Here is a 19,660-nt window from a genome sequence, read left to right as displayed (position 1 = left end):
GCAAGATATCCAGTCGTCCGCCGGGTTGAAGGCAAAAATCTGGCAAACCTGCCACAAAGTTGCCGCAACTTTTCGGGGCGAGAGTCGTCATGTTCCTGTGCCGACTGTGTGGCCGGCCCTGTGATGGGGAATGGTACTCGTGCGTGCTCTACTGTTTTTGCTTGCTCTCATGACGATTGATGTTTCCGCGGGAGAGGCCCGGGATCGGACGCCGGTCGTACAGACCGTGTCCGTACAGGATGATCTGGTGGAAGATATTGGCATGTCAGCCGTGGACCGTCGTTCCGTGATCTGTCAGGTCACGCCCAGACTGCTGCATACGGCCTGGGGGCCGGCGGTGAATGAGCCCGCCCGCCCGCAGGTCTGTTCCGGTGGAGCAAACCGGCTGGGAGCAGGATATGTTCGTTATCTGGCCACGAACAGGGTGGTTCGGCCTCATAAGCTGCGGAAAGGGTAATATCCTTTCATGTCAGATGGCCTGACAGACACGGAATAGGCCTTGTCGCCCGTCGTGGGCACGTCTAGCTTTCCGAAGCATGAGCAGGATTTCTCTTGATTATGATGCCTTGAAGCACGTTCCGGTGGAGGAGAAGCCATTTCCCCATGTGGTAGTGCCGCACTTCGTAGGGGATACGGATCTCAGAAGGGTGGTATCCGGACTTCCGGAAATGAGGTCCGGTGGTTCTTTCCCCCCTGAAGCACTCAGGTTGCCTCCGGATGTTTCCGCCATGATCGCCGAATTGCAGGGGCCGAAGCTCAAAGCCATCATTGCGGAGAAATTCGGGCTGGATCTGGCGAAGGCGCCGACCATGCTGACTGTCCGAGGTCGTACGCGCGAGAAGGACGGACGGATTCATCGGGATTCTGACGCCAAACTGGTGACGGTCCTGCTCTATCTGAACCCGGGGGGAGAAGACTGGGCATCGCGCGACGGATGTCTCCGGCTTCTGAACGGGCCGGATGATGTCGAGGATTACGACGTTGAGGTAACACCTGCCGAAGGAACGCTGCTGGTGTTTCCGAACGGGCCGGACACATGGCACGGGCATCGGCAGTTCGTGGGAACGCGGTATGCGATTCAGCTCAATTACATGGCGACGGGACGCAAGGCGCAGTACGAGCTGCGGCGTCACCGTCTTTCGGCGCTGGCAAAGCGCCTGCCCTTCACGGGCTGAATTTTTAAGAAAACGGAAAGAAACATCATGGGATATCGGGTTGCAGTCGTTGGCGCCACGGGAGCGGTGGGGCGGGAACTGCTGCGCATTCTGGCGGAACGCAATTTCCCGGCGGACGAGGTGGTGGCGCTGGCGTCGCCGCGATCGGTTGGTCGGGAGGTTTCTTTTGGAGATGACAAGGTTCTGAAGGTCCAGAATCTTGAGACGTTCGACTTCAAGGGATGGGATATTGCCCTCTTTTCGCCAGGTGGGGCCGTTTCAGCCAAGTATGCGCCAAAAGCCGCAGCGGCCGGATGCGTAGTGATCGACAATACGTCCCATTTCCGCATGGAACCCGGCATTCCCCTCGTCGTGCCGGAAGTGAACGCATCGGCACTGAAGAAGGCGAGCCGGGGAATTATCGCAAACCCCAACTGCTCGACGGCCCAGATGGTGGTGGCGCTCAAGCCGCTGCATGACCTGTTCAATATCCGGCGTGTTGTCGTGTCCACCTATCAGGCGGTGTCCGGCGCGGGCAAGGATGGCATGGACGAGCTGTTTGCCCAGACGAAAGGGACGTTCGTCAACGATCCTCCGACGGTGGCCCAGTTCACGAAGCAGATTGCTTTCAATGTGATCCCGCATATCGACCGTTTCCTTGAGGATGGCTCTACCAAGGAAGAATGGAAGATGGCGGTCGAGACGCGCAAGATTCTCGATCCCGACATTCAGGTTCTGGCAACCTGCGTGCGTGTTCCGGTTTTCATTGGTCATTCTGAAGCCATCAGCATCGAATGTGAAAAGCCGGTCGACCTGAAAAAGGCACGGGAAGCTCTGCGCAAGGCCCCTGGCGTCATCCTGCGCGATGAGCGTGAAGATGGGGGATATGTCACGCCGATTGAATGTGTCGGTGAGGATGCGACGTATGTGTCCCGGCTACGGATTGATCCGTCTGTCGAGAATGGTCTGGCTTTCTGGTGCGTGTCTGACAACCTGCGCAAAGGGGCAGCCCTGAATGCGGTGCAGATTGCGGAAAGCATTGTCCAGCAGGGACTGCTGAAAGATGGCCAGCTTTTCAGGCGGAATGAAATTCCTGATGAGGATGAGGCGGTCTAAGCGCCTGATCCTTCCATAGGGTTGATGACAAAAAAAAGCGCACCGGAGCGATCCTCCTGGTGCGCTTTTCTGTTTTTGTCTGACGTTCTTGTCCGGAAGGACCGGAAGAGACGTCAGACTGTACAATCTGTTCAGATCGTGCCCGGGATCAGACCGGGGAGAGTTCGGGCCAACCTGTTTCCGGACGGTCCAGATGCTTGAGAAGATCGTGGTCGCTGACGTTTGTCAGGTCCTTTGTCAGGGTCTTGAACAGTTTCTTCGTGGTCGGCTTGTCAAGATGCTCGCGGATGGCATGGAGAGCGTCCGCCGGAGCGATCAGCAGAATGCCTTCCACATTGCTATCCTGTGCAGCCTTGTTGATGTGACCGGCCAGATCATGGGTGAAACGAACCTTCAGCTGTTCGTTCGGGTTGGTATGAGGCGCCTTGATGGAGCCGACATCCTTTTCTGCATTTGATCCCTTGTGCAGGTCAAAGCTGACAATGGTGCGGAGCTGGGGGCCTTCAAGGCGAAGAAAACGGGCTTTCTCACCATCGGCGACAACGTAAATGACAGGATCCTGGGTAGCCATAACTACAATTCCTTACGGTTCAATCGAACTGATTGAATTTTAACAGAACTGAGATGGGATGGTTGCACCATCTTGCAAGAGCGAGACGATTCCTTTCTCGCTACCTTCTTGATAGAAAACAATATTTCTGGGAATGGAGCATTTTTTTCGCAAAGGATGCGTTTTTTTCTTGAATACGCTGCCGGAGATGCTCAATCTCTGAATCGAGCCCTCAAGAAAAACTTCCATCAGGGCTCTAAGGAGGCAAGTATGGCTCTGACGAATGCTCTTCTGCCGTATATCGGCCCACTGGGTGTCGCTCTGGCGCTGTTCGCCTACTGTACCTCGCAAGGATCTCTGAAGTCTAGTCTCTCCTATGCGAGAGTAAGGCACCGACGATAGCGTCCCGAAAGGGACGCGTATCCTGCATACGATTTTCTCTTTCCTCTTGTCGTGCCCGGCCCCAAGGTAAAGGGCACTATGACATTTTTTCATAAAACCTCCCGTATTGCTCCTCCGCCTGAAGGGCGGTCAGGTGTCCTGCTCGTTAATCTTGGTACGCCCGATGACACAGGTTATCTCGCTGTCCGGCGTTATCTGAGCGAGTTTCTTTCCGATCGGCGCGTAATCGAAAGTCCGCCCTTGATCTGGCAGCCCATTCTTCAGGGCATTGTCCTTGCAAAACGTCCTTTCGCCAGTGGCGCGAATTATGCGCGCATCTGGGATCGAGAAGAAAATGCTTCACCATTACGGGTCTATACCCGCCGGCAGGCTGAAAAGCTTGGCGAAAGGCTGCGTGCTGACGGCATTCCGGTGGAATGGGGCATGCGCTATGGCCAGCCATCCGTAAAAACGGCAGTTGCCAGCCTGATGGATCAGGGCTGTGACCGGATTGTCTGTATCCCGCTTTATCCCCAGTATTCCGCTACAACGACTGCCACCGCGAATGATCAGGTGTTCCGGGCGCTGATGACGTTGCGTCGTCAACCGTCTGTTCTGACGCTGCCATCTTTTCCGGATCATCCGCTGTTCATTAGGGCACTGGCAGAATCGGTGCAGCAGACCCTAAAGGCGCTTCCCTTCAAACCGCAGCAGATCGTGGCGTCCTTTCATGGTCTGCCCAAGGTCTGTGTGGAAAAAGGTGATACCTATCGGGATGAATGTGAGCGGACGATCGTGGCGTTGCGGAAAAGCCTTGGCCTGGAGCCGGATCAAATGCCGATGACTTTCCAGTCACGTTTCGGGCCGCTGGAATGGATCCAGCCTTACACCGCGCCTTATGTGACGGGCCTTCCCGCGCAGGGTATCAAGAGAATCGCGGTCATCATGCCGGGTTTCATGACGGATTGTCTGGAGACGCTGGATGAAATCGGCAATGAACTGAGGGAAGAGTTTATTGCGGCAGGTGGCGAAGAATTTGCCATCATCCCCTGCCTGAATGACACGCCGGAAGCGGTGGACCTGCTGGAAGGTCTGTCCCGCTCCGCGTTACGCGGGTTCGCGCGCGAGTGATCGAGCACGACGCCAGGCTTTAGGACTTTCAGAAAAAAACCCCGCCGTAAAAAGGCGGGGTTTTCTGTTTGTCTTAACGCTGCGGGGCCGGCGGCGTGTTCATGCCTGGCTGACCGGGCTGCGGATGTTCGAGGTCGTACCAGTCCGCTTTCTGTTGAACGGAAGCAGCATCATGATGGCGCTGCCACCAGCTTGCGTTCGGATCAGCGGGATGTTCCTTGTCCCACAGTGCGGCTTTTTCACGCAGGCCTTTGCGGTACTCGTGGCGACGGTACATGCCTGCGGCGCATCCGCCGACTGCGCCAACCACACCATGATGATTGGCTACATGACCGCCAACCGCGCCAACTGCGCCATATTTCAGGCATCCGCCAGGTTCAGCCAGAGCGGGTGAAGCCGAAAGCAGAGCTGTAAGAGCCAGAAGGGCCCGAGTCTTGCTGGTCATGAAGACAGTTCCTTTGTTCCGGTCTCTCATGAAAAGAGAGACTGTTGGGCATCAGAAATAGGCAGAAAGCCCCGGACTTTCAACTGGCGCTCATCGGGGGACAAATCAGGGCTTGCATTGCGCGCAGCGTTTTTCTATAACTGTGGCATTGAGCCATAATTAACTTGTCACCGGCTCGATAAAAGATTTCAGAAAATAGTTTTTCCAGAGGCGCGCCGTTCGGTAGCGCCTCTTTTTTTGTCTTATTCAGCAGGATTCCTTGTCGTGGATATTTCATCTTTCGATATGTCCGGCCTGCTGGCGGACATACCGACCCGTTATGAATTGTGGGTGGCTCTCTTCATCATCTCCTGCAAGCTGGTCACGGTGTTTGTGCCGCCACCCCAGGAAAAATCATTTTTTAGCGGTCCTTACCGCCTGATTGCATTTCTCGGTCTGAATATCGGCTGGGCAGCCACGCATCTGCGCATGTCTGCACAGCCTTCGAAAGCTGCATCTTCTTATGCGAAGGAAGCAGAACCCTCTCCGTCTCCAAAGTCCGGAGACAGGTAATACGTACGACGATCGTGCGGTTTTTCTTCTGAAAACAATTCAATACGGAAAAAAATAATGAACGCTTCTGCTGTCAATCAGTATAGCTCGCGCTGGACTATTGCCGACGCCATGAAAATTCATGCGGATGATCCCACAACAACCATGCCGGTGATCGACTATGCTTTCCCGGTCATCGATTCCAATGTCTGGCAGTGGGACACTTGGCTGCTGCGGGACATCCAGGGTCGTACCGTCACGTACAAAGGCTGGTATGTCATGTTCGCCCTCGTGGCGGATCGTTCCGCCACGGGTGATAACGTGGAAGGCTGGCATAGCCGTAACAACTACTCCTACATTGCCTATTACTACAGCAAGACCGGTAATGGTTCCGACTGGGTGTTCGGTGGCAATGTCATCAAGATGGGTGCCAACAAGCGTGACTGGGAATGGTCTGGCTGTTCCGTGATGCGGGAAGGGACCGGCAATGTCGTGGACCTTTTCTATACGTCTGTGAACGGGACTCCGTCTGAATCCGTTCCGGCCCATACATCCGGTCAGGTCATGGCGGATGAAAATGGTGTCTGGCTGGAAGGTTTCGATGTCTGCACGGACATGTTCCAGGCCGATGGCGTAAATTACGCCAATATCGTCGAGGATCCGTATTGGGATTTCCGTGACCCGCATGTGTTCCGCAATCCGGGTGATGGTGAAATCTATGCGCTGTTCGAAGGCAATGTGCCGGGAATGCGGGGCGATTTCACGATCGGTACGGACGAAATGGGCTTTGTGCCCCCTGCGACGACGGTGCCGGGCGGCGCACAGTACGGTGCGGCCGCCATTGGCATTGCGCGGCTTGTCTCCGATTACAAGGAAGGAGATTTTTCACGTTGGGAACTGATGCCCGCGCTGGTGACGGCGCTCGGGGTCAATGACCAGACGGAGCGTCCGCATCTCGTCTTCCAGGATGGTCTGACTTACCTGTTTACGATTTCCCATCACTCGACGTTTACGGGTAACAGCACCGGCCCGGACGGAGTGTATGGTTTCGTATCGCGCAACGGTATCTTCGGACCGTATGCTCCGCTGAATGGCTCCGGCCTTGTTCTGGGGAACCCTTCCAGTGCTCCTTACGAAACCTACTCGCATTTCGTGGATCCGGCAGGTTACGTCCAGTCTTTCATCGACACGCTACCGCAGCCCGGCTCCACGGATCCGGAAAATCCGACAACCTATCGCATCGGTGGGACGCTCGCGCCGACCGTGAAGATCGTGCTGGAGGGCGAGCGTACTTATCTGACCGAAGTTCATGCCTACGGTCAGGTTTACGCACAGGCTGCCTGGCCAACCGGCGCGGCCTGGGATAAGCGTTCCTGAGCTAGGTCTTTTGCCTTCCTCCCGATTGGGGGGAAGGCATTTTTTTGCGTTTCAGGAGATAAAGAGACGATTCAGCCGTAAGGCAGGGGGTTGTCGAACATGGAGTTCATAGTGGCTTCCCCGTCATTTTCCGCATCTTCACGCAGGGTTTCCTGAGCAGCCAGATCGTCCGGGTTCATGCTGTCGGGACAGGGATCGTTGTCTTCCGGATCAGGTGTCATGATTTCCTCCTCTGGGATGGAAACGAGTATTGCATGACAGAAGGTGGAAAATCCATTTTTGCAACGGAGAGATCCACATGCCGATATCTTACGCAAATGCGGCACCGGGGGCAGGGGCTTTTATGCCGCTGTTCATGTGGAGACGAACAGACGGGCGTACCGTATGTCTGCCTGAACCAATCGATAAATTTTTGGGGCTTTTCTAAAATCGGCTGGTCGGAGTGAGAGGATTCGAACCTCCGGCCCCTGCGTCCCGAACACAGTGCTCTACCAGGCTGAGCTACACTCCGGCCGACGGCGCTTTTCCTACAAGGGATGTGTAATTCACGCAAGGGGCTCCGATGAAAAATTACAGGACGAGCGCCATTCACCTCGGATTTCTTCGTGACTACAGAACGGTCTGAACCTGTCCCTGAAGATTCCACAATGGAAGAAAGCCGACTCCACCATCCGCGGCACTGCCTTGGCAATCGCCGGAATTGTCATCCATGACAAAAAGGCGGTCTGCGGGAACCAAGAAAATTTCCCTCACGAAGTGTCATGAAAAAAGCGGGCGTTCTGCTATGGAAACACCCGCTTTTCCTGTTATCCGGCCTTGAAACCCTGAGCCTTACAGGGATTTTTCGAGTTCCGGAAGGATCTGGAACAGATCGCCGACAATCCCGTAATCCGCGACTTTGAAGATCGGAGCTTCCGGATCGGCATTGATGGCCACGATGACGCGGCTGTCCTTCATGCCGGCCAGATGCTGGATCGCACCGGACAGGCCCACGGCGATATAGAGCTCTGGCGCTACGATCTTTCCGGTCTGGCCAACCTGCATCTCGTTGGGAGCAAAACCGGAGTCCACGGCTGCCCGAGAGGCACCGATGGCAGCATTCATCTTGTCGGCAATCGGTTCGAGCAGCTTGAAGTTTGCTGCGTCCTTCATGCCCTTGCCGCCAGAAATTACTACGCGCGCAGATTCCAGTTCCGGGCGGTCGGAAGTGGAAAGTTCGACCTTCACGAAAGCGGAAGTTTCCCCAGCCGGCGCATCCAGTGTCTCGATGGGAGCAGAACCGCCATCCTTTGCCACCGGATCGAAGTTGGAGCCGCGTACCGTCAGCACCTTGATGCTGTCAGCGGAGCGAACGGTCGCCAGTGCGTTTCCTGCATAGATCGGGCGCACAAAGGTCTCGGCGTCCTTGATCTCGATGACATCCGGGATGGGCTGGACATCCAGAAGACCTGCGAGACGTGGAAGAATGTTCTTGCCCGTTGCGGAGGCGGCCGCCACGATATGGCTGTAATCCTTTGCGCGGGACGCCAGCAATGCGGCAGCCGGTTCGGCCAGTTCATTGGCGAGCGAGGGAACGCTCAGGACACGTGCAATACCCGGCAGGCGGGCAGCGGCGTCAGCACCTTCACCAAAGACGAGGGCATCCACATCCCCGAACCGGGAGGCTGCGGCGATGGCGGAACGGGAAGCCTGACGGACTTCACCGTTCTCGACTTCAACCAGAACAAGAGCGGTCATTAGATCACCTTCGCTTCTGTCTTGAGCTTCTCGACCAGTTCGGCTGCGCTGTTCACCTTCACGCCTTCCTTGCGGGCAGGTGGCTCGGTCACGGAAACGACCGTCAGGCGCGGGGCAAGATCAACGCCGAGGCTGTCGACATCCAGTGCCTCAAGCGGCTTCTTGCGGGCCTTCATGATGTTCGGCAGGGAAGCGTAGCGCGGTTCGTTCAGGCGCAGGTCCGCCGTGATGACGGCAGGGAGCGTCAGGGCAATCGTCTCGATTCCGCCATCGATTTCACGAGCGACTTCAACGCGACCATCCGCAACGGCCACGCTGCTGGCGAACGTGCCCTGGGGCCAACCCAGCTTGGCGGCGAGCATCTGCCCCGTGGCGTTCATGTCGTCATCGATCGCCTGTTTGCCCATGCAGACAAGACCCGGCTGTTCGCGTTCGACAATCGCCTTGAGAGCGTTGGCGACGGCCCGCGGTTCCAGCGTCTCGTCCGTCCGGACCAGAATGGCCCGGTCCGCCCCCATGGCCATCGCCGTGCGCAGGACATCCTGTGCCACCTGCGGACCGATGGTCACGACCACTACTTCGCTTGCCGCACCTTTTTCACGAAGGCGTACCGCTTCTTCAGCGGCAATTTCGTCGAACGGATTCATGGACATTTTCACGCCCTGCGTTTCGACGCCGCTGCCATCGGCCGCTACCCGCACCTTGACGTTGTAATCGACCACCCTTTTGACTGGGACAAGAACTTTCATCGTCATCTTTCGCTGCTGTCGCCGCTGGAAAACGGGCGGCATCGTAGCGGTGACAGCCTGAAAAGTCACACCCCCGCGATCAGATGCGCCCGATGGGCCGGAACTTTACATCCCAACCGGATAGTTCGGGCCGCCACCGCCTTCAGGCGTGCACCACTCAATATTCTGGGTGGGATCCTTGATGTCACAGGTCTTGCAGTGCACGCAATTCTGCGCGTTGATCCGCAGATTCCAGTCATTTTCGCCGGTTTTTTCCTGCTCGTACACGCCTGCGGGGCAGTAACGGCTTTCCGGCGAATCGAAGACGTCATGATTGACGGTCTTCCAGATGGCCTGGTTCCGCAGCCTAAGATGAACGGGCTGGTTTTCCTCATGGTTTGTCGCACTGAGGAAAACGGAACTAACGCGGTCGAAGGTGATTTTGTTATCCGGTTTGGGATAGGCAATCTTTTCGCACAGAGATGCCGGTTTGAGTGTTTCGTTATCGCCGTGCCGATGATGCAGTGTCCAGGGCGCGCGCCCACGGAAGATCATGCTGTCGATGCCGGAATAGAGTGCACCGAGCTTCATGCCCCATTTCGAGAACGCAGGCCTGATGTTGCGGACGTCTCGCAGTTCGGACCATAGCCACGAGTCCCGCACGCGCGCCGTCATGCTGGCGGCTTCCCTGCGGTCTTTCTCCAGTGCTTCAAATACAGCCTCCGCGGCGATCATGCCGGATTTCATGGCCGTATGGGTTCCCTTGATCTTGGGTACGTTCAGGAAACCGGCAGAGTCACCGGCCAGCACGCCACCAGGGAACGTCAGGCGCGGAATGGACTGGAACCCACCTTCCGACAGGGCGCGCGCACCATAGATCAGGCGCTTGCCCCCTTCGAAATGCTCGCGAAAGGCAGGATGCAGTTTGGTGCGCTGCATTTCCTCGAAAGGCGAGAGATAGGTATTGCTGTAATCAAGACCGGTCACGAAGCCGTAGCTGACCAGGTTTTCCCCGAAATGATACAGCCATGCTCCGCCATAGGTGTGATCATCGAGTGGCCAGCCGAAGCTGTGCTGCACCAGACCTGGACGGTGTTTTTCCGCCGGAATTTCCCAGACTTCCTTGACGCCAAGGCCATAGGTCTGCGGATCGACGCCCTTGCGCAGACCAAAGCGCTTCATGGCATGGGCGGAAAGGGAGCCACGCGCACCTTCCGTCAGGATGGTCTGTTTCGCGCGCAGGATCATGCCGGGGGTGAAATTCGGACCATGCGTTCCGTCGCGTTCGATGCCCATGTCACCGGTGACGACACCGGCGACGCGATTGTCCTCGATGAACAGTTCCGCACCGGGAAAGCCTGGATAGACTTCAACACCAAGGGCTTCGGCCTGCTCACCGAGCCAGCGGCAGACTTCGCCAAGGGAGACGACGTAATTGCCGTGATTGGCCATGTGCGGCATCACGCGGTCCAGATACGGGATCTGGATGGCGCGGCTTTCCGTCAGGAACAGCATCCGCTCTTCCGTGACCTGCGTCCGCAGGGGAGCGTTCAGGTCACGCCAGTTCGGGAGTAGTTCCTCTAGGGCGCGCGGCTCGATCACCGCACCGGAAACGATATGCGCGCCGATCTCGCTGCCTTTCTCGATCAGGCAGACCGTCGTGTCCGGTGCGAGTTGTTTGAGGCGGATGGCCGCGGACAGGCCGGCGGGACCACCACCGACCACCACGACATCAAATTCCATTTCTTCGCGTTCGATCTGGGTCATGATGTCAGGAACTCGCTGTAAGACAGAAACGACGCCGCACCGACGTCAGGATTTTACGGAAGTCGCGTGAAGGTCCAGTAGAAGGGCTGGCGTCCCTCGCGGAAAGCCTTGGCTTCGTAACGGGTCGGAGACCAGTCATCTGGCCGTTCCGTCACAGGCGCTGGCGCATCGAACAGATCCTGCTGGCCCATCACCTCCGTCACCCATTCCTGATAGACCGGATGATCGCTGGCAACCCGCCAGATGGCGCCCGGCTTGAGAACGCGGTGCAGTTCCCGAAGGTTTTCCGGATGAACGAAGCGGCGTTTGGCGTGGCGGGATTTGGGCCACGGATCCGGGAACATCAGATAGGCCCGGTCCACACTGGCATCCGGCATGGTTTTCAGGAGCTGGCGGGCGTCTTCGGGCCAGATGCGGAAATGCGGGGGAGGCGCGGCCGTGGCTTCTTCTTCTTCCGGGACGAGCCGGGACAGGAGCGAACACAGGCCGTTTTCGAAGACTTCGGAAGCAATATAGCCGACATCCGGATTCATTTCGGACTGTGCTGCAGCATGTTCGCCGCCGCCGAATCCGATTTCAAGAAACACGCGCGAAACCGGATCCGAGAAACCGGCGGTTGGGTTTCCCGGAGACATGAAGGAAAAGCGCGGCAGCGCCTCATCAAGGAGGCGCTGCTGTCTCTGGCGGAGCGGATGGCCGCGCTGACGGCCATAAAGCCGCTCCGGCTGGGGTTTGAGGGACTGTGTCAGGGTTTTGCCCCGTGGTCTTATCGGTTCAGGGCGTTCTTCAGCGTGGTGACCAGGTCGGTCTGTTCCCACGTGAAGTTGTCCAGTACCGGATCTGGCGCACGCCCGAAATGTCCATAGGCGGAAGTCGGTACATAGATCGGACGGTTCAGGCGCAGATGCCTGCGGATGCCCCGAGGGGACAGATCCACAACTTCGTTCAGGATCTTGCCGAGACGCGCTTCGTCCACATCCTTGCCCGTCTCGTCGAGGTCGACATAGACCGATAGCGGCTTGGATACGCCGATGGCGTAGCTGAGCTGGATCGTGCAGCGATCGGCAAGACCTGCAGCAACGACGTTTTTCGCGAGGTAGCGTGCGGCATAGGCTGCGGAACGGTCTACTTTCGTAGGATCCTTGCCGGAGAAAGCACCGCCGCCATGCGGAGCTGCGCCACCATAGGTATCGACGATGATCTTGCGGCCCGTCAGGCCGGCGTCGCCATCCGGGCCGCCGATCACGAAGTTGCCGGTCGGGTTCACGTAGAACTCGTCTTCCGGGCACATCCAGCCGTCCGGCAGGACTTCGCGCACAACGTCGCGCAGCGTCTCGCGGATCGTGTTCTGGCTCAGGCCTTCGACATGCTGGGTGGAAATCACGACGGACGTGACACCTACCGGCTTGCCGTCGACATAACGCAGCGTCACCTGGCTCTTGGCGTCCGGTAGCAGGCCGACACCGCGTGCGTCACCGTTCTTGCGGTAGTCGCGGATACGCTCGAGGATCGTCTGGGCGTAATAGAGCGGCGCCGGCATGAGATGCTCGGTCTCACGCGTAGCGTAACCGAACATGATGCCCTGATCGCCGGCACCTTCGTCCTTGTCGCTTGCGCTGTCGACGCCCTGGGCGATATCGGCGGACTGGGCGTGGAGGTAAGACGTGATGTCCGCTTTTTTCCAGGAAAAGCCTTCTTGGTCGTAACCGATGTCCTTGATGGCATCGCGGGCACGGTCGATCAGCGTGTCTTCGACGGATTTGGGGCCGCGAACCTCACCGGCCAGAATGACGCGGTTGGTCGTGACCAGCGTCTCACACGCAACACGCGCTTCCGGGTCGGCAGAAAGATAGGCATCCAGTACGGTATCGGAAATACGGTCCGCTACCTTGTCGGGGTGACCCTCGGAAACGGATTCGGAGGTGAACAGGAAATCGCCGTGATTGCGCACTCAGGGACCTCGCAGGGAATGAGTGGTGAGAAGGGTCGCAGCCAGTCTGGCAGAGAGACTGCGGCATCATGGAAGGTGAGGGCTTGGCCGAATTGGACGCAAGGGTCAAGGGGGCAGGAGCGACATTGGTCAAAAGAGTTCCCACGGAATGGGAGGAAATTTTCCGCTGTCCGGGACATCTGTGACGCGGAAGAAAAATCATCGGATACGTCGTTTTTCAGCCGGGGCGGTATTGGGTGTTCCTGTCTGCTTCCTGTACGCTGAAAACTGCAACACCATTATCCGGGAACAGAACCAATGACAGTATCGGGAAAGAAGTTTAGCGGTAAAGTCTGTCTGGTTACAGGTGCGGGCGGCAATATTGGTCTGGCAACGGCCCTGCGACTGGCAGAGGACGGAACGGACATCGCCCTGCTCGACATGAACCGGGACGCGCTGGACAAGGCGGAAGCCGAAATCCACGCAAAAGGCGTGAAAACCTCATCCTATGTCTGCGACGTGACGAATGAACAGAATGTCATCGACGTGGTCGAGGAGATCATCCATACGTTCGGCAAAATCGATTTCCTGTTTAACAATGCCGGGTATCAGGGAGCTTTTGCGCCGGTGCAGGAATATCCCTCCGAAGACTTCCCCCGCGTCCTGTCCATCAACGTGACGGGGGCTTTTCACGTGCTGAAAGCCGTATCGCGACACATGGTAACCAATAAATACGGTCGCATCGTCAATACGGCGAGCATGGCCGGGGTGAAAGGACCGCCGAACATGGCGGCCTATGGTGCATCCAAGGGAGCGATCATCGCGCTGACGGAAACGGCGTCGCAGGATCTGGCGCCTTACAACATTCGCGTCAATGCGATCAGCCCGGGCTACATGGGGCCCGGTTTCATGTGGGACCGCCAGGTGGAGCTCCAGGCCAAGGCCGGGACGCAGTATTTTTCCACCAATACCGAAGAGGTCGCCAAGCAGATGATCGGCAGCGTGCCGATGCGCCGCTATGGCAACATCAATGAAATCCCGGGAGTGGTCGCTTTCCTGCTGGGGGATGACTCCAGCTACATGACAGGCGTCAATCTGCCGATCTGCGGCGGCTGATACCAGTTTCCAAGGAGCGGAAGGGCTTAGTCCTTCCGCTTCAGGACATCCGCCATGCCATACAGCCCGGCCGGGCATCCTGCCAACCATCGTGCCGCCATCAGCGCGCCACGGGCAAAAACGCGGCGATCCAGGGCCCGATGCGACAGCGTGATCTGCTCGTCTGCCGCCATCAGGACCAGATCATGTTCTCCGACAATCTGGCCGCCCCGGAGAGAGGCAAATCCGATTGCTCCGTCTGGGCGACGGTTATTCTGATCCGTCCGGGCGACGTCTTCCAGTTTTACGCCGCGACCGCCCGCAACGGCACGGCCAATGGCCAAGGCCGTGCCGGAGGGCGCATCAAGCTTCTGGCGATGATGGATTTCCAGAATTTCCGCATCATAATCGGGAAGGGCCGCGCCGAGCTGCCGGGCCAGATCGAGAAACAGTGTGAGAGCCGGAGAAAAATTCGCGGCCTGCAGAACGGGGATTTTCCGTGCGGCTTCTTCGACCGCTTTCTGATCTGAAGCATCGAGACCTGTCGTGCCCAGAACCCAGCCGCAGCCGGCCGCCGTAAAGGCCTTTGCATGTGAGCGCACGGTCGAGGCGTGGCTGACGTCAATGATCACATCGCACTGCCGCGCCAGAGCGGATGGGCTGTCGGTGACGTGACGGGACGGATCCGCTGTACGGGACAGACCGCCCGCGAGGGCTGTTCCGGCCTCTTCGGCGCAGAGGGTGCCAAGCCGACCGGTGATGCCGGCAATGCCGATTTTTGGGGATGTTGTCATGATGGGACAACTCATCACCAATCGAATGGAGGATGCAAGGCGGAAAGCATCCGCTCTGCACCCTTTTGGAAACGGCTCAGTCCGTGACGCCGGTATCCGGACCGAAAGTTTCGTACCGGAGCCGGTTTGTCGCGATGCCGGCTTTCGGAAGGCCATTCACGATATCCCGCATGAAGCCGAGTGGGCCGCAGATATAGACGGTGGCTTCTGCCGGGATCTGCTGCGCCACCCAGACGGCATCCGGATGTCCATCCTTTTCCGTCAGGCGCGTGGTCAGCCGGATGCGTCCATCCGAATTACGGGCCACCTCGGCCAGTTCACGCGCGAACGGAGCGGTTGCCGAAGAATGGGCAACCTGAACGATCTGTACGGGCGTCGTGTTTTCCGGGCGGCTCAGAACATCCAGCATCGGGATGAAGGGTGTGATGCCGATCCCGGCGGCAACGAACGCGATCGGACCGTTCAGTTTTTCCGGCAATGTGAAATCACCGGCGGGCGGAGACAGCAGAACCGGCGTGCCGGGGCACTGGTCACTGTTCAGCCAGGTTGAGACCGCGCCATTCGGGATATGTCGGGCGGTGATCCGGTAACCATGGCGATGTCCGCTGGAGGTGATGCTGTAATTGCGGCGTGTGCGGCCATGGCCCGGAATCTCAAGATCGACACCCAGATACTGACCCGGCTTGGGTGCGATGACCGGCTTGTTGTCGGCAGGACGCAGATAGACGGACGTGGCGGTCTCGCAGTTGCGTTCCGTGCGGTCGATAATGAACGGACGCCAGCCGGTCCAGCCGCCTTCGGCATGAGCGCTGGCGTCATAGAGCTGATGTTCACGACCGATCAGGATATCGGCCAGTGCCCAGTAGGCCTTGCCCCAGGCGTTCAGGATGTCCGGAGTTGCGGCATCGCCCAGTACGGATTTGATGGCGCCGAGCAGGGCGGTCGCTACATGCGGATAATGCTCTGGCTGGATTTCGAGGCTGACATGCTTCTGGGCAATACGCTCCACTGCGCTGCCCATGACACCCAGATTGTCGATGTTCTTCGCATAGGCCAGCACGGCCATGGCAAGGGCGCGGGGCTGGGCGCCATTCTTCTGATGAGCCGGGTCGAACATTTCCGCGATGGTGGGATCGGCCAGAAGGCGGCGATACATTTCCGTGGTGATGTCGAGGCCGTGTGCCTCAAGAGCCGGGACGGTGGCCTTGATGATGGCGATATCCCCGGGCGTCAGACTGCGATCGGAAGAAGTGGACATGAGCGGTCCCCTTAAAGGTATATTTAAAATATACCTTTAAGAACGTGACTTCACACTGTCAATCCTGCAAGAAGAGACCGCCATGCGTCTCACTCTTCATACTGATTATGCCCTGCGCGTTCTGATCCATCTCGGCGTTCATACAACCCGCCGTGTCTCGATCCGTGAAATCGCGCAGGCCTATCGGATCTCCGAAAATCATCTTGTGAAAGTCGTGCATCGGCTGGGGCAGGGGGGATTTGTTACCACCATCCGCGGACGAGGCGGCGGGCTCGTTCTGGCGCGTCCCGCTGACCAGATCGTGGTCGGTGATGTCATCCGGTTCACGGAAGAAGACATAGCGTTGGTGGATTGCGAAGGGCGGAACAGCACGGACGGGCAGCCCTGCATTCTCCTGTCGGCCTGCGTGCTGCGTGGAGTGCTTGGAGAGGCGCTGGGCGCTTTTATGTCCGTGTTCGACCGTTACACGGTGGCCGATCTTCTGACGGGAAAGGAAGCCGTGCTTCTGGCGCCCGCTAGTTCAGTCCAACCTGAACGGCCCTGAGCGGTGAACGGGGATGTATCTGACATATTATGTCACTGGAATGGAGTTATATTCCGGATTCTGGCCGGAAATCTCTTTTTCGGGGAGTGCCGCGCCTGGCTCTGGAAGACAGACAGGCTGTTTTCGTCTCAATGTGATTGGATACGGCGTCCATCCCGCGCGAAGGTCAGCCGTTAATGCGAGTCTTGAGACTCAGAAAAGGAAGCGGTTTTCATGCCTGATGCAACCATGGTCCGTCAGATCGCCGGGAAACCGGGCTTTATTGCAGCGCTCGACCAGAGTGGCGGTTCGACCCCGAAAGCCCTGGCCCAGTACGGCATTGGCTCAGACGCCTATTCGAACGACGAAGAGATGTTCCGCCTGATGCATGAGATGCGGGTCCGGATCATCACATCACCTGCTTTCAGGACGCACAAGGTCATAGGAGCCATCCTGTTCGAAAGAACCATGGATGGCGATGTGAACGGGACGCCGGTGCCTACCTATCTCTGGAAGGAATCTGACATTGTTCCCTTCCTGAAGATCGACAAGGGACTTGAAGCAGAAAAGGACGGGGTGCAGCTCATGAAGCCCATTCCCGGCCTGGATGCCCTGCTGGCCCGCGCCGTGAAGCTGGGTGTGTATGGCACCAAGGAACGTTCGGTCATCCGTCTTGCCAATCCTGATGCCATCCGGGCAATTGTCCAGCAGCAGTACGAGCTGGCGGCGCAGGTGGCGTCTCATGATCTTGTGCCGATCCTGGAGCCGGAAGTACTGGTGAAAAGCCCTGAAAAGGCGAAAGCGGAAGACCTTCTGCTTCAGGAGCTCACCCGTGGTATCGAGGCGCTGCCGGGCGATTATCCGGTCATGCTGAAAGTCACGATCCCGGAGAAGGCCGATCTGTACGCTTCGCTTGCAGAGCATCCGCGGATTCAGCGCATTGTCGCTCTTTCGGGTGGGTATCCGCTGGACACGGCCTGTGAACGGCTGAAAGCCAATCACGGCATGATTGCCAGTTTTTCGCGGGCGCTTGTGGATGACTTGCGGGTTTCACAGTCCGATGAGGAGTTCAACGCCATCCTCGGCCAGACCGTGGGCAAGATCTACGACGCCTCGGTCAACAAGACCTGATCATCCCGGAGCGCGGGCGTTCGTAATCTGTCGGGACGCTCGCTGACCCGCATCTGACCTTTTCCCTTTTCTCCGTCCTTGGTCGGCAATCATGGTCCTGATGGAGCCATGACGGAGATAGACTGCAAGGATGTGCTGCAATGACGACGACCCTCTGGCTTGTCCGTCATGGTGAGACGGAATGGACGTTGAGCGGCCAGCATACAGGCCGCACCGATATTTCCCTGACGGAAAACGGGCGAAAGCAGGCGCAGTCTCTGGCACCCCGGCTGTCGGGACAGGCTTTTGATCATGTGCTCTGTAGCCCGCTGCAAAGAGCGCGCGAAACCTGTGCCCTCGCTGGATATGAGGCGCGGGCACAGATAGAGCAGGATCTGCTGGAATGGGATTACGGTATTTATGAAGGGCGGACATCCGCCGAAATTGCCAGTGCCGAACCGGGCTGGTCCCTGTGGACGTCTTCCGTCCCCAATGGGGAAACGACTGCCGATGTGCAGTTACGCGCGACCCGACTGGTGAACCATCTCCTCGAATTGGGCGGAACGACGCTCCTGTTCGCCCATGCCCATATCCTGCGTTCCGTTATTGGAGTCTGGGCAACAGGAGATGTCAGGCTGGGAGAGCATATTGTTCTGGATACAGGTTCTGTTTCCATTCTTGGTTTTCACCGGGATGCACGGGTCATCCGGAAACTGAACGCCTGACATACTGAAACGGGAAACGGCCCTGACCTTCCCGGTCAGGGCCGTTTCCGATGGGAGGGCCGTGATCTGCAGTCGGATCAGCGTCCTTCGAAGAAGTCCCGGACCTTGGCGAAGAAGCCACTGTTTTCCGGGCTTGCCTTTGTGTGATCGTCCCCTGCTTCCTGCTCGAATTCTTCCAGAAGTTCGCGCTGGCGTTTCGTCAGGTGGTGCGGTGTTTCGACGCTGACCTGAATATACATGTCTCCCCGTGCAGACGAGCGCAGGACGGAGAAGCCCTTGCCGCGCAGACGGAAGGTTTCACCTGTCTGGGTCCCGGCCGGGATGCGGACCTTGCTGCGGCTGCCATCAATGACCGGAACTTCCACTTCCGTGCCCAGTGCCGCCTGCGTCATGCGCAGGGGAACGCGGCAGTAGATGTTGGCGCCATCACGCTGGAAGATAGAGTGGTTCTCTACCGAGATGTGAACGTACAGGTCGCCCGGCTGGACGCCTTCGCCTCCGGCTTCGCCACGCCCGGCCATGCGGATGCGCGTTCCATCCTCGACGCCAGCGGGAATATCGATGGAGATGGTTTCGGTTTTGGCTTCCGTTCCCGTGCCATGACAGACCTTGCACGGATTGCGGACCGTCCTGCCCGAACCATGACAGGTAGGGCAGGGACGCTCGACAAGGAAGAAACCCTGCTGCGCCCGCACCTTGCCGGCACCGTGGCATGTCGGACAGGTGCTGCTGCCCCCGTCCGCATCGGCAGAGCCCGAACCATGGCAGGCTTCACAGGCACCGCGGGTGCGGACTTCCACATCTTTCTTGCATCCAGAGAAAGCCTCCATCAGCGAAATCTCGACATGTACCTGAACGTCCGCGCCTGTGCGCCGGCCGCCACGACGACCGCCCATCATGTCTCCGAACATCTGTTCGAAGATATCGCCCAAGCCGCCGGGGCCTGCGCCGCCGAAGCCACCAAAACCACCGCCAAAGCCGCCGCCGCCCATGCCGCCTTCAAACGCGGCATGGCCGTACTGGTCATAGGCGGCGCGCTTCTGGTCGTCCTTCAGGACGTCATAGGCTTCGTTGATTTCCTTGAACTTCTGTTCAGCCGTCGCATCGCCCGGATTGCGGTCAGGGTGGTAACGCATGGCCTGCTTGCGGAAGGCTTTTTTCAGCTCGTCCGCAGAAGCCGTGCGGGAAACTTCAAGGCATTCGTAATAATCGATTTTCGTGGCCATGAGCGGTCCTTGTCTTGAGGGCCGGGAAAAGGGGCGGTCCAAACGAGAAACGGCGCCCACCCCCTTGCGGGAACGGGCGCCC

22 protein-coding genes and 1 tRNA gene are annotated in these 19,660 nt (G+C 58.1%); 10 read left to right on the top strand and 13 right to left on the bottom strand.

What is annotated here, in order from left to right; genetic code table 11:
- Positions 1-130: 130 nt before the first annotated feature.
- The 3 genes from GMO_RS08280 to GMO_RS08270 all read left to right on the top strand — a co-directional run bounded on the left by GMO_RS08280 (position 131) and on the right by GMO_RS08270 (position 2,270).
- Entirely contained in the window at positions 131-457 is a 327-nt protein-coding gene (locus GMO_RS08280) for a hypothetical protein (RefSeq protein WP_040508730.1), read from the top strand.
- A gap of 79 nt (positions 458-536) precedes the next feature.
- Complete coding sequence (locus tag GMO_RS08275; RefSeq protein ID WP_040508729.1) at positions 537-1,175, top strand: 2OG-Fe(II) oxygenase; 639 nt, start codon at positions 537-539, stop codon at positions 1,173-1,175.
- A gap of 27 nt (positions 1,176-1,202) precedes the next feature.
- Positions 1,203-2,270, top strand: coding sequence for an aspartate-semialdehyde dehydrogenase (locus GMO_RS08270; protein WP_008851903.1), 1,068 nt, complete (start codon positions 1,203-1,205; stop codon positions 2,268-2,270).
- A gap of 148 nt (positions 2,271-2,418) precedes the next feature.
- Here the strand turns inward: GMO_RS08270 and GMO_RS08265 are convergent, their stop codons facing one another.
- The gene (locus tag GMO_RS08265; RefSeq protein ID WP_008851902.1) at positions 2,419-2,841 is read right to left on the bottom strand and encodes a host attachment protein; all 423 of its coding nucleotides are present in this window, start codon (positions 2,839-2,841) and stop codon (positions 2,419-2,421) included.
- Positions 2,842-3,300: 459 nt separating this feature from the next.
- Here GMO_RS08265 and hemH point away from each other — a divergent pair, with 459 nt between their 5' ends.
- The gene (gene hemH, locus GMO_RS08260) at positions 3,301-4,332 is read left to right on the top strand and encodes a ferrochelatase (RefSeq protein WP_008851901.1); all 1,032 of its coding nucleotides are present in this window, start codon (positions 3,301-3,303) and stop codon (positions 4,330-4,332) included.
- Positions 4,333-4,405: 73 nt separating this feature from the next.
- On the opposite strand, the gene GMO_RS08255 is transcribed toward hemH, so the two are convergent.
- Both GMO_RS08255 and GMO_RS14185 read right to left on the bottom strand, forming a co-directional pair.
- Positions 4,406-4,777, bottom strand: a complete 372-nt coding sequence (locus tag GMO_RS08255) for a hypothetical protein (protein WP_040508726.1) — start codon at positions 4,775-4,777, stop codon at positions 4,406-4,408.
- Between the two features lie 79 nt (positions 4,778-4,856).
- On the bottom strand, positions 4,857-5,054 hold the full coding sequence (locus GMO_RS14185) for a hypothetical protein (RefSeq protein WP_139064415.1): 198 nt from the start codon (positions 5,052-5,054) through the stop codon (positions 4,857-4,859).
- Between GMO_RS14185 and GMO_RS08250 the strand changes: the two genes are divergently transcribed.
- Positions 5,042-5,329, top strand: coding sequence for a hypothetical protein (locus GMO_RS08250; protein WP_008851899.1), 288 nt, complete (start codon positions 5,042-5,044; stop codon positions 5,327-5,329). The genes GMO_RS14185 and GMO_RS08250 overlap by 13 nt on opposite strands.
- Positions 5,330-5,386: 57 nt before the next feature.
- Positions 5,387-6,685, top strand: coding sequence for a glycoside hydrolase family 68 protein (locus tag GMO_RS08245; RefSeq protein WP_083813636.1), 1,299 nt, complete (start codon positions 5,387-5,389; stop codon positions 6,683-6,685).
- A 71-nt stretch (positions 6,686-6,756) separates the two neighbouring features.
- Here the strand turns inward: GMO_RS08245 and GMO_RS14400 are convergent, their stop codons facing one another.
- The 7 genes from GMO_RS14400 to metK all read right to left on the bottom strand — a co-directional run bounded on the left by GMO_RS14400 (position 6,757) and on the right by metK (position 12,868).
- The gene (locus GMO_RS14400; RefSeq protein WP_008851897.1) at positions 6,757-6,906 is read right to left on the bottom strand and encodes a hypothetical protein; all 150 of its coding nucleotides are present in this window, start codon (positions 6,904-6,906) and stop codon (positions 6,757-6,759) included.
- 213 nt (positions 6,907-7,119) lie between these two features.
- A tRNA-Pro gene (locus tag GMO_RS08240) sits at positions 7,120-7,196 on the bottom strand.
- Between the two features lie 320 nt (positions 7,197-7,516).
- Positions 7,517-8,422, bottom strand: coding sequence for an electron transfer flavoprotein subunit alpha/FixB family protein (locus GMO_RS08235; RefSeq protein WP_008851895.1), 906 nt, complete (start codon positions 8,420-8,422; stop codon positions 7,517-7,519).
- Positions 8,422-9,171: an electron transfer flavoprotein subunit beta/FixA family protein gene (locus GMO_RS08230; RefSeq protein WP_040508807.1), complete on the bottom strand. Its 750-nt coding sequence runs from the start codon at positions 9,169-9,171 to the stop codon at positions 8,422-8,424. The genes GMO_RS08235 and GMO_RS08230 overlap by 1 nt, the downstream gene beginning before the upstream one ends.
- A gap of 105 nt (positions 9,172-9,276) precedes the next feature.
- A complete protein-coding gene (locus GMO_RS08225; RefSeq protein ID WP_008851893.1) occupies positions 9,277-10,917 on the bottom strand; it encodes an electron transfer flavoprotein-ubiquinone oxidoreductase in 1,641 nt (546 codons plus the stop codon).
- Positions 10,918-10,970: 53 nt separating this feature from the next.
- A complete protein-coding gene (gene trmB / locus GMO_RS08220; protein WP_040508805.1) occupies positions 10,971-11,687 on the bottom strand; it encodes a tRNA (guanine(46)-N(7))-methyltransferase TrmB in 717 nt (238 codons plus the stop codon).
- Entirely contained in the window at positions 11,684-12,868 is a 1,185-nt protein-coding gene (metK, locus tag GMO_RS08215) for a methionine adenosyltransferase (protein WP_008851891.1), read from the bottom strand. Before metK ends, trmB begins: the two co-directional genes overlap by 4 nt.
- Before the next feature lie 297 nt (positions 12,869-13,165).
- Here metK and GMO_RS08210 point away from each other — a divergent pair, with 297 nt between their 5' ends.
- Positions 13,166-13,963 carry an SDR family NAD(P)-dependent oxidoreductase gene (locus tag GMO_RS08210; protein WP_008851889.1) on the top strand — a complete coding sequence of 266 codons (798 nt, stop codon included), beginning with the start codon at positions 13,166-13,168 and terminating at the stop codon, positions 13,961-13,963.
- A 26-nt stretch (positions 13,964-13,989) separates the two neighbouring features.
- On the opposite strand, the gene dapB is transcribed toward GMO_RS08210, so the two are convergent.
- Both dapB and GMO_RS08200 read right to left on the bottom strand, forming a co-directional pair.
- Positions 13,990-14,736: a 4-hydroxy-tetrahydrodipicolinate reductase gene (gene dapB / locus GMO_RS08205; RefSeq protein WP_008851888.1), complete on the bottom strand. Its 747-nt coding sequence runs from the start codon at positions 14,734-14,736 to the stop codon at positions 13,990-13,992.
- A 76-nt stretch (positions 14,737-14,812) separates the two neighbouring features.
- Positions 14,813-15,994, bottom strand: a complete 1,182-nt coding sequence (locus tag GMO_RS08200) for a globin domain-containing protein (protein ID WP_008851887.1) — start codon at positions 15,992-15,994, stop codon at positions 14,813-14,815.
- An 82-nt stretch (positions 15,995-16,076) separates the two neighbouring features.
- Here GMO_RS08200 and GMO_RS08195 point away from each other — a divergent pair, with 82 nt between their 5' ends.
- The 3 genes from GMO_RS08195 to GMO_RS08185 all read left to right on the top strand — a co-directional run bounded on the left by GMO_RS08195 (position 16,077) and on the right by GMO_RS08185 (position 18,352).
- Positions 16,077-16,538 (top strand): RrF2 family transcriptional regulator, encoded by a 462-nt coding sequence (locus GMO_RS08195; RefSeq protein WP_008851886.1) that lies wholly within the window; start codon positions 16,077-16,079, stop codon positions 16,536-16,538.
- 213 nt (positions 16,539-16,751) lie between these two features.
- Entirely contained in the window at positions 16,752-17,648 is an 897-nt protein-coding gene (locus tag GMO_RS08190; RefSeq protein WP_008851885.1) for a fructose bisphosphate aldolase, read from the top strand.
- A gap of 140 nt (positions 17,649-17,788) precedes the next feature.
- The gene (locus GMO_RS08185) at positions 17,789-18,352 is read left to right on the top strand and encodes a histidine phosphatase family protein (RefSeq protein WP_008851884.1); all 564 of its coding nucleotides are present in this window, start codon (positions 17,789-17,791) and stop codon (positions 18,350-18,352) included.
- Positions 18,353-18,429: 77 nt separating this feature from the next.
- Here GMO_RS08185 and dnaJ read toward each other — a convergent pair whose 3' ends face one another.
- Complete coding sequence (gene dnaJ, locus GMO_RS08180; RefSeq protein ID WP_008851883.1) at positions 18,430-19,578, bottom strand: molecular chaperone DnaJ; 1,149 nt, start codon at positions 19,576-19,578, stop codon at positions 18,430-18,432.
- Between the last annotated feature and the right edge of the window lie 82 nt (positions 19,579-19,660).

It is taken from the genome of Gluconobacter morbifer G707 (assembly GCF_000234355.1).
Classification (GTDB): domain Bacteria; phylum Pseudomonadota; class Alphaproteobacteria; order Acetobacterales; family Acetobacteraceae; genus Gluconobacter; species Gluconobacter morbifer.
This window is presented reverse-complemented; position numbering and strand designations above follow the sequence as displayed.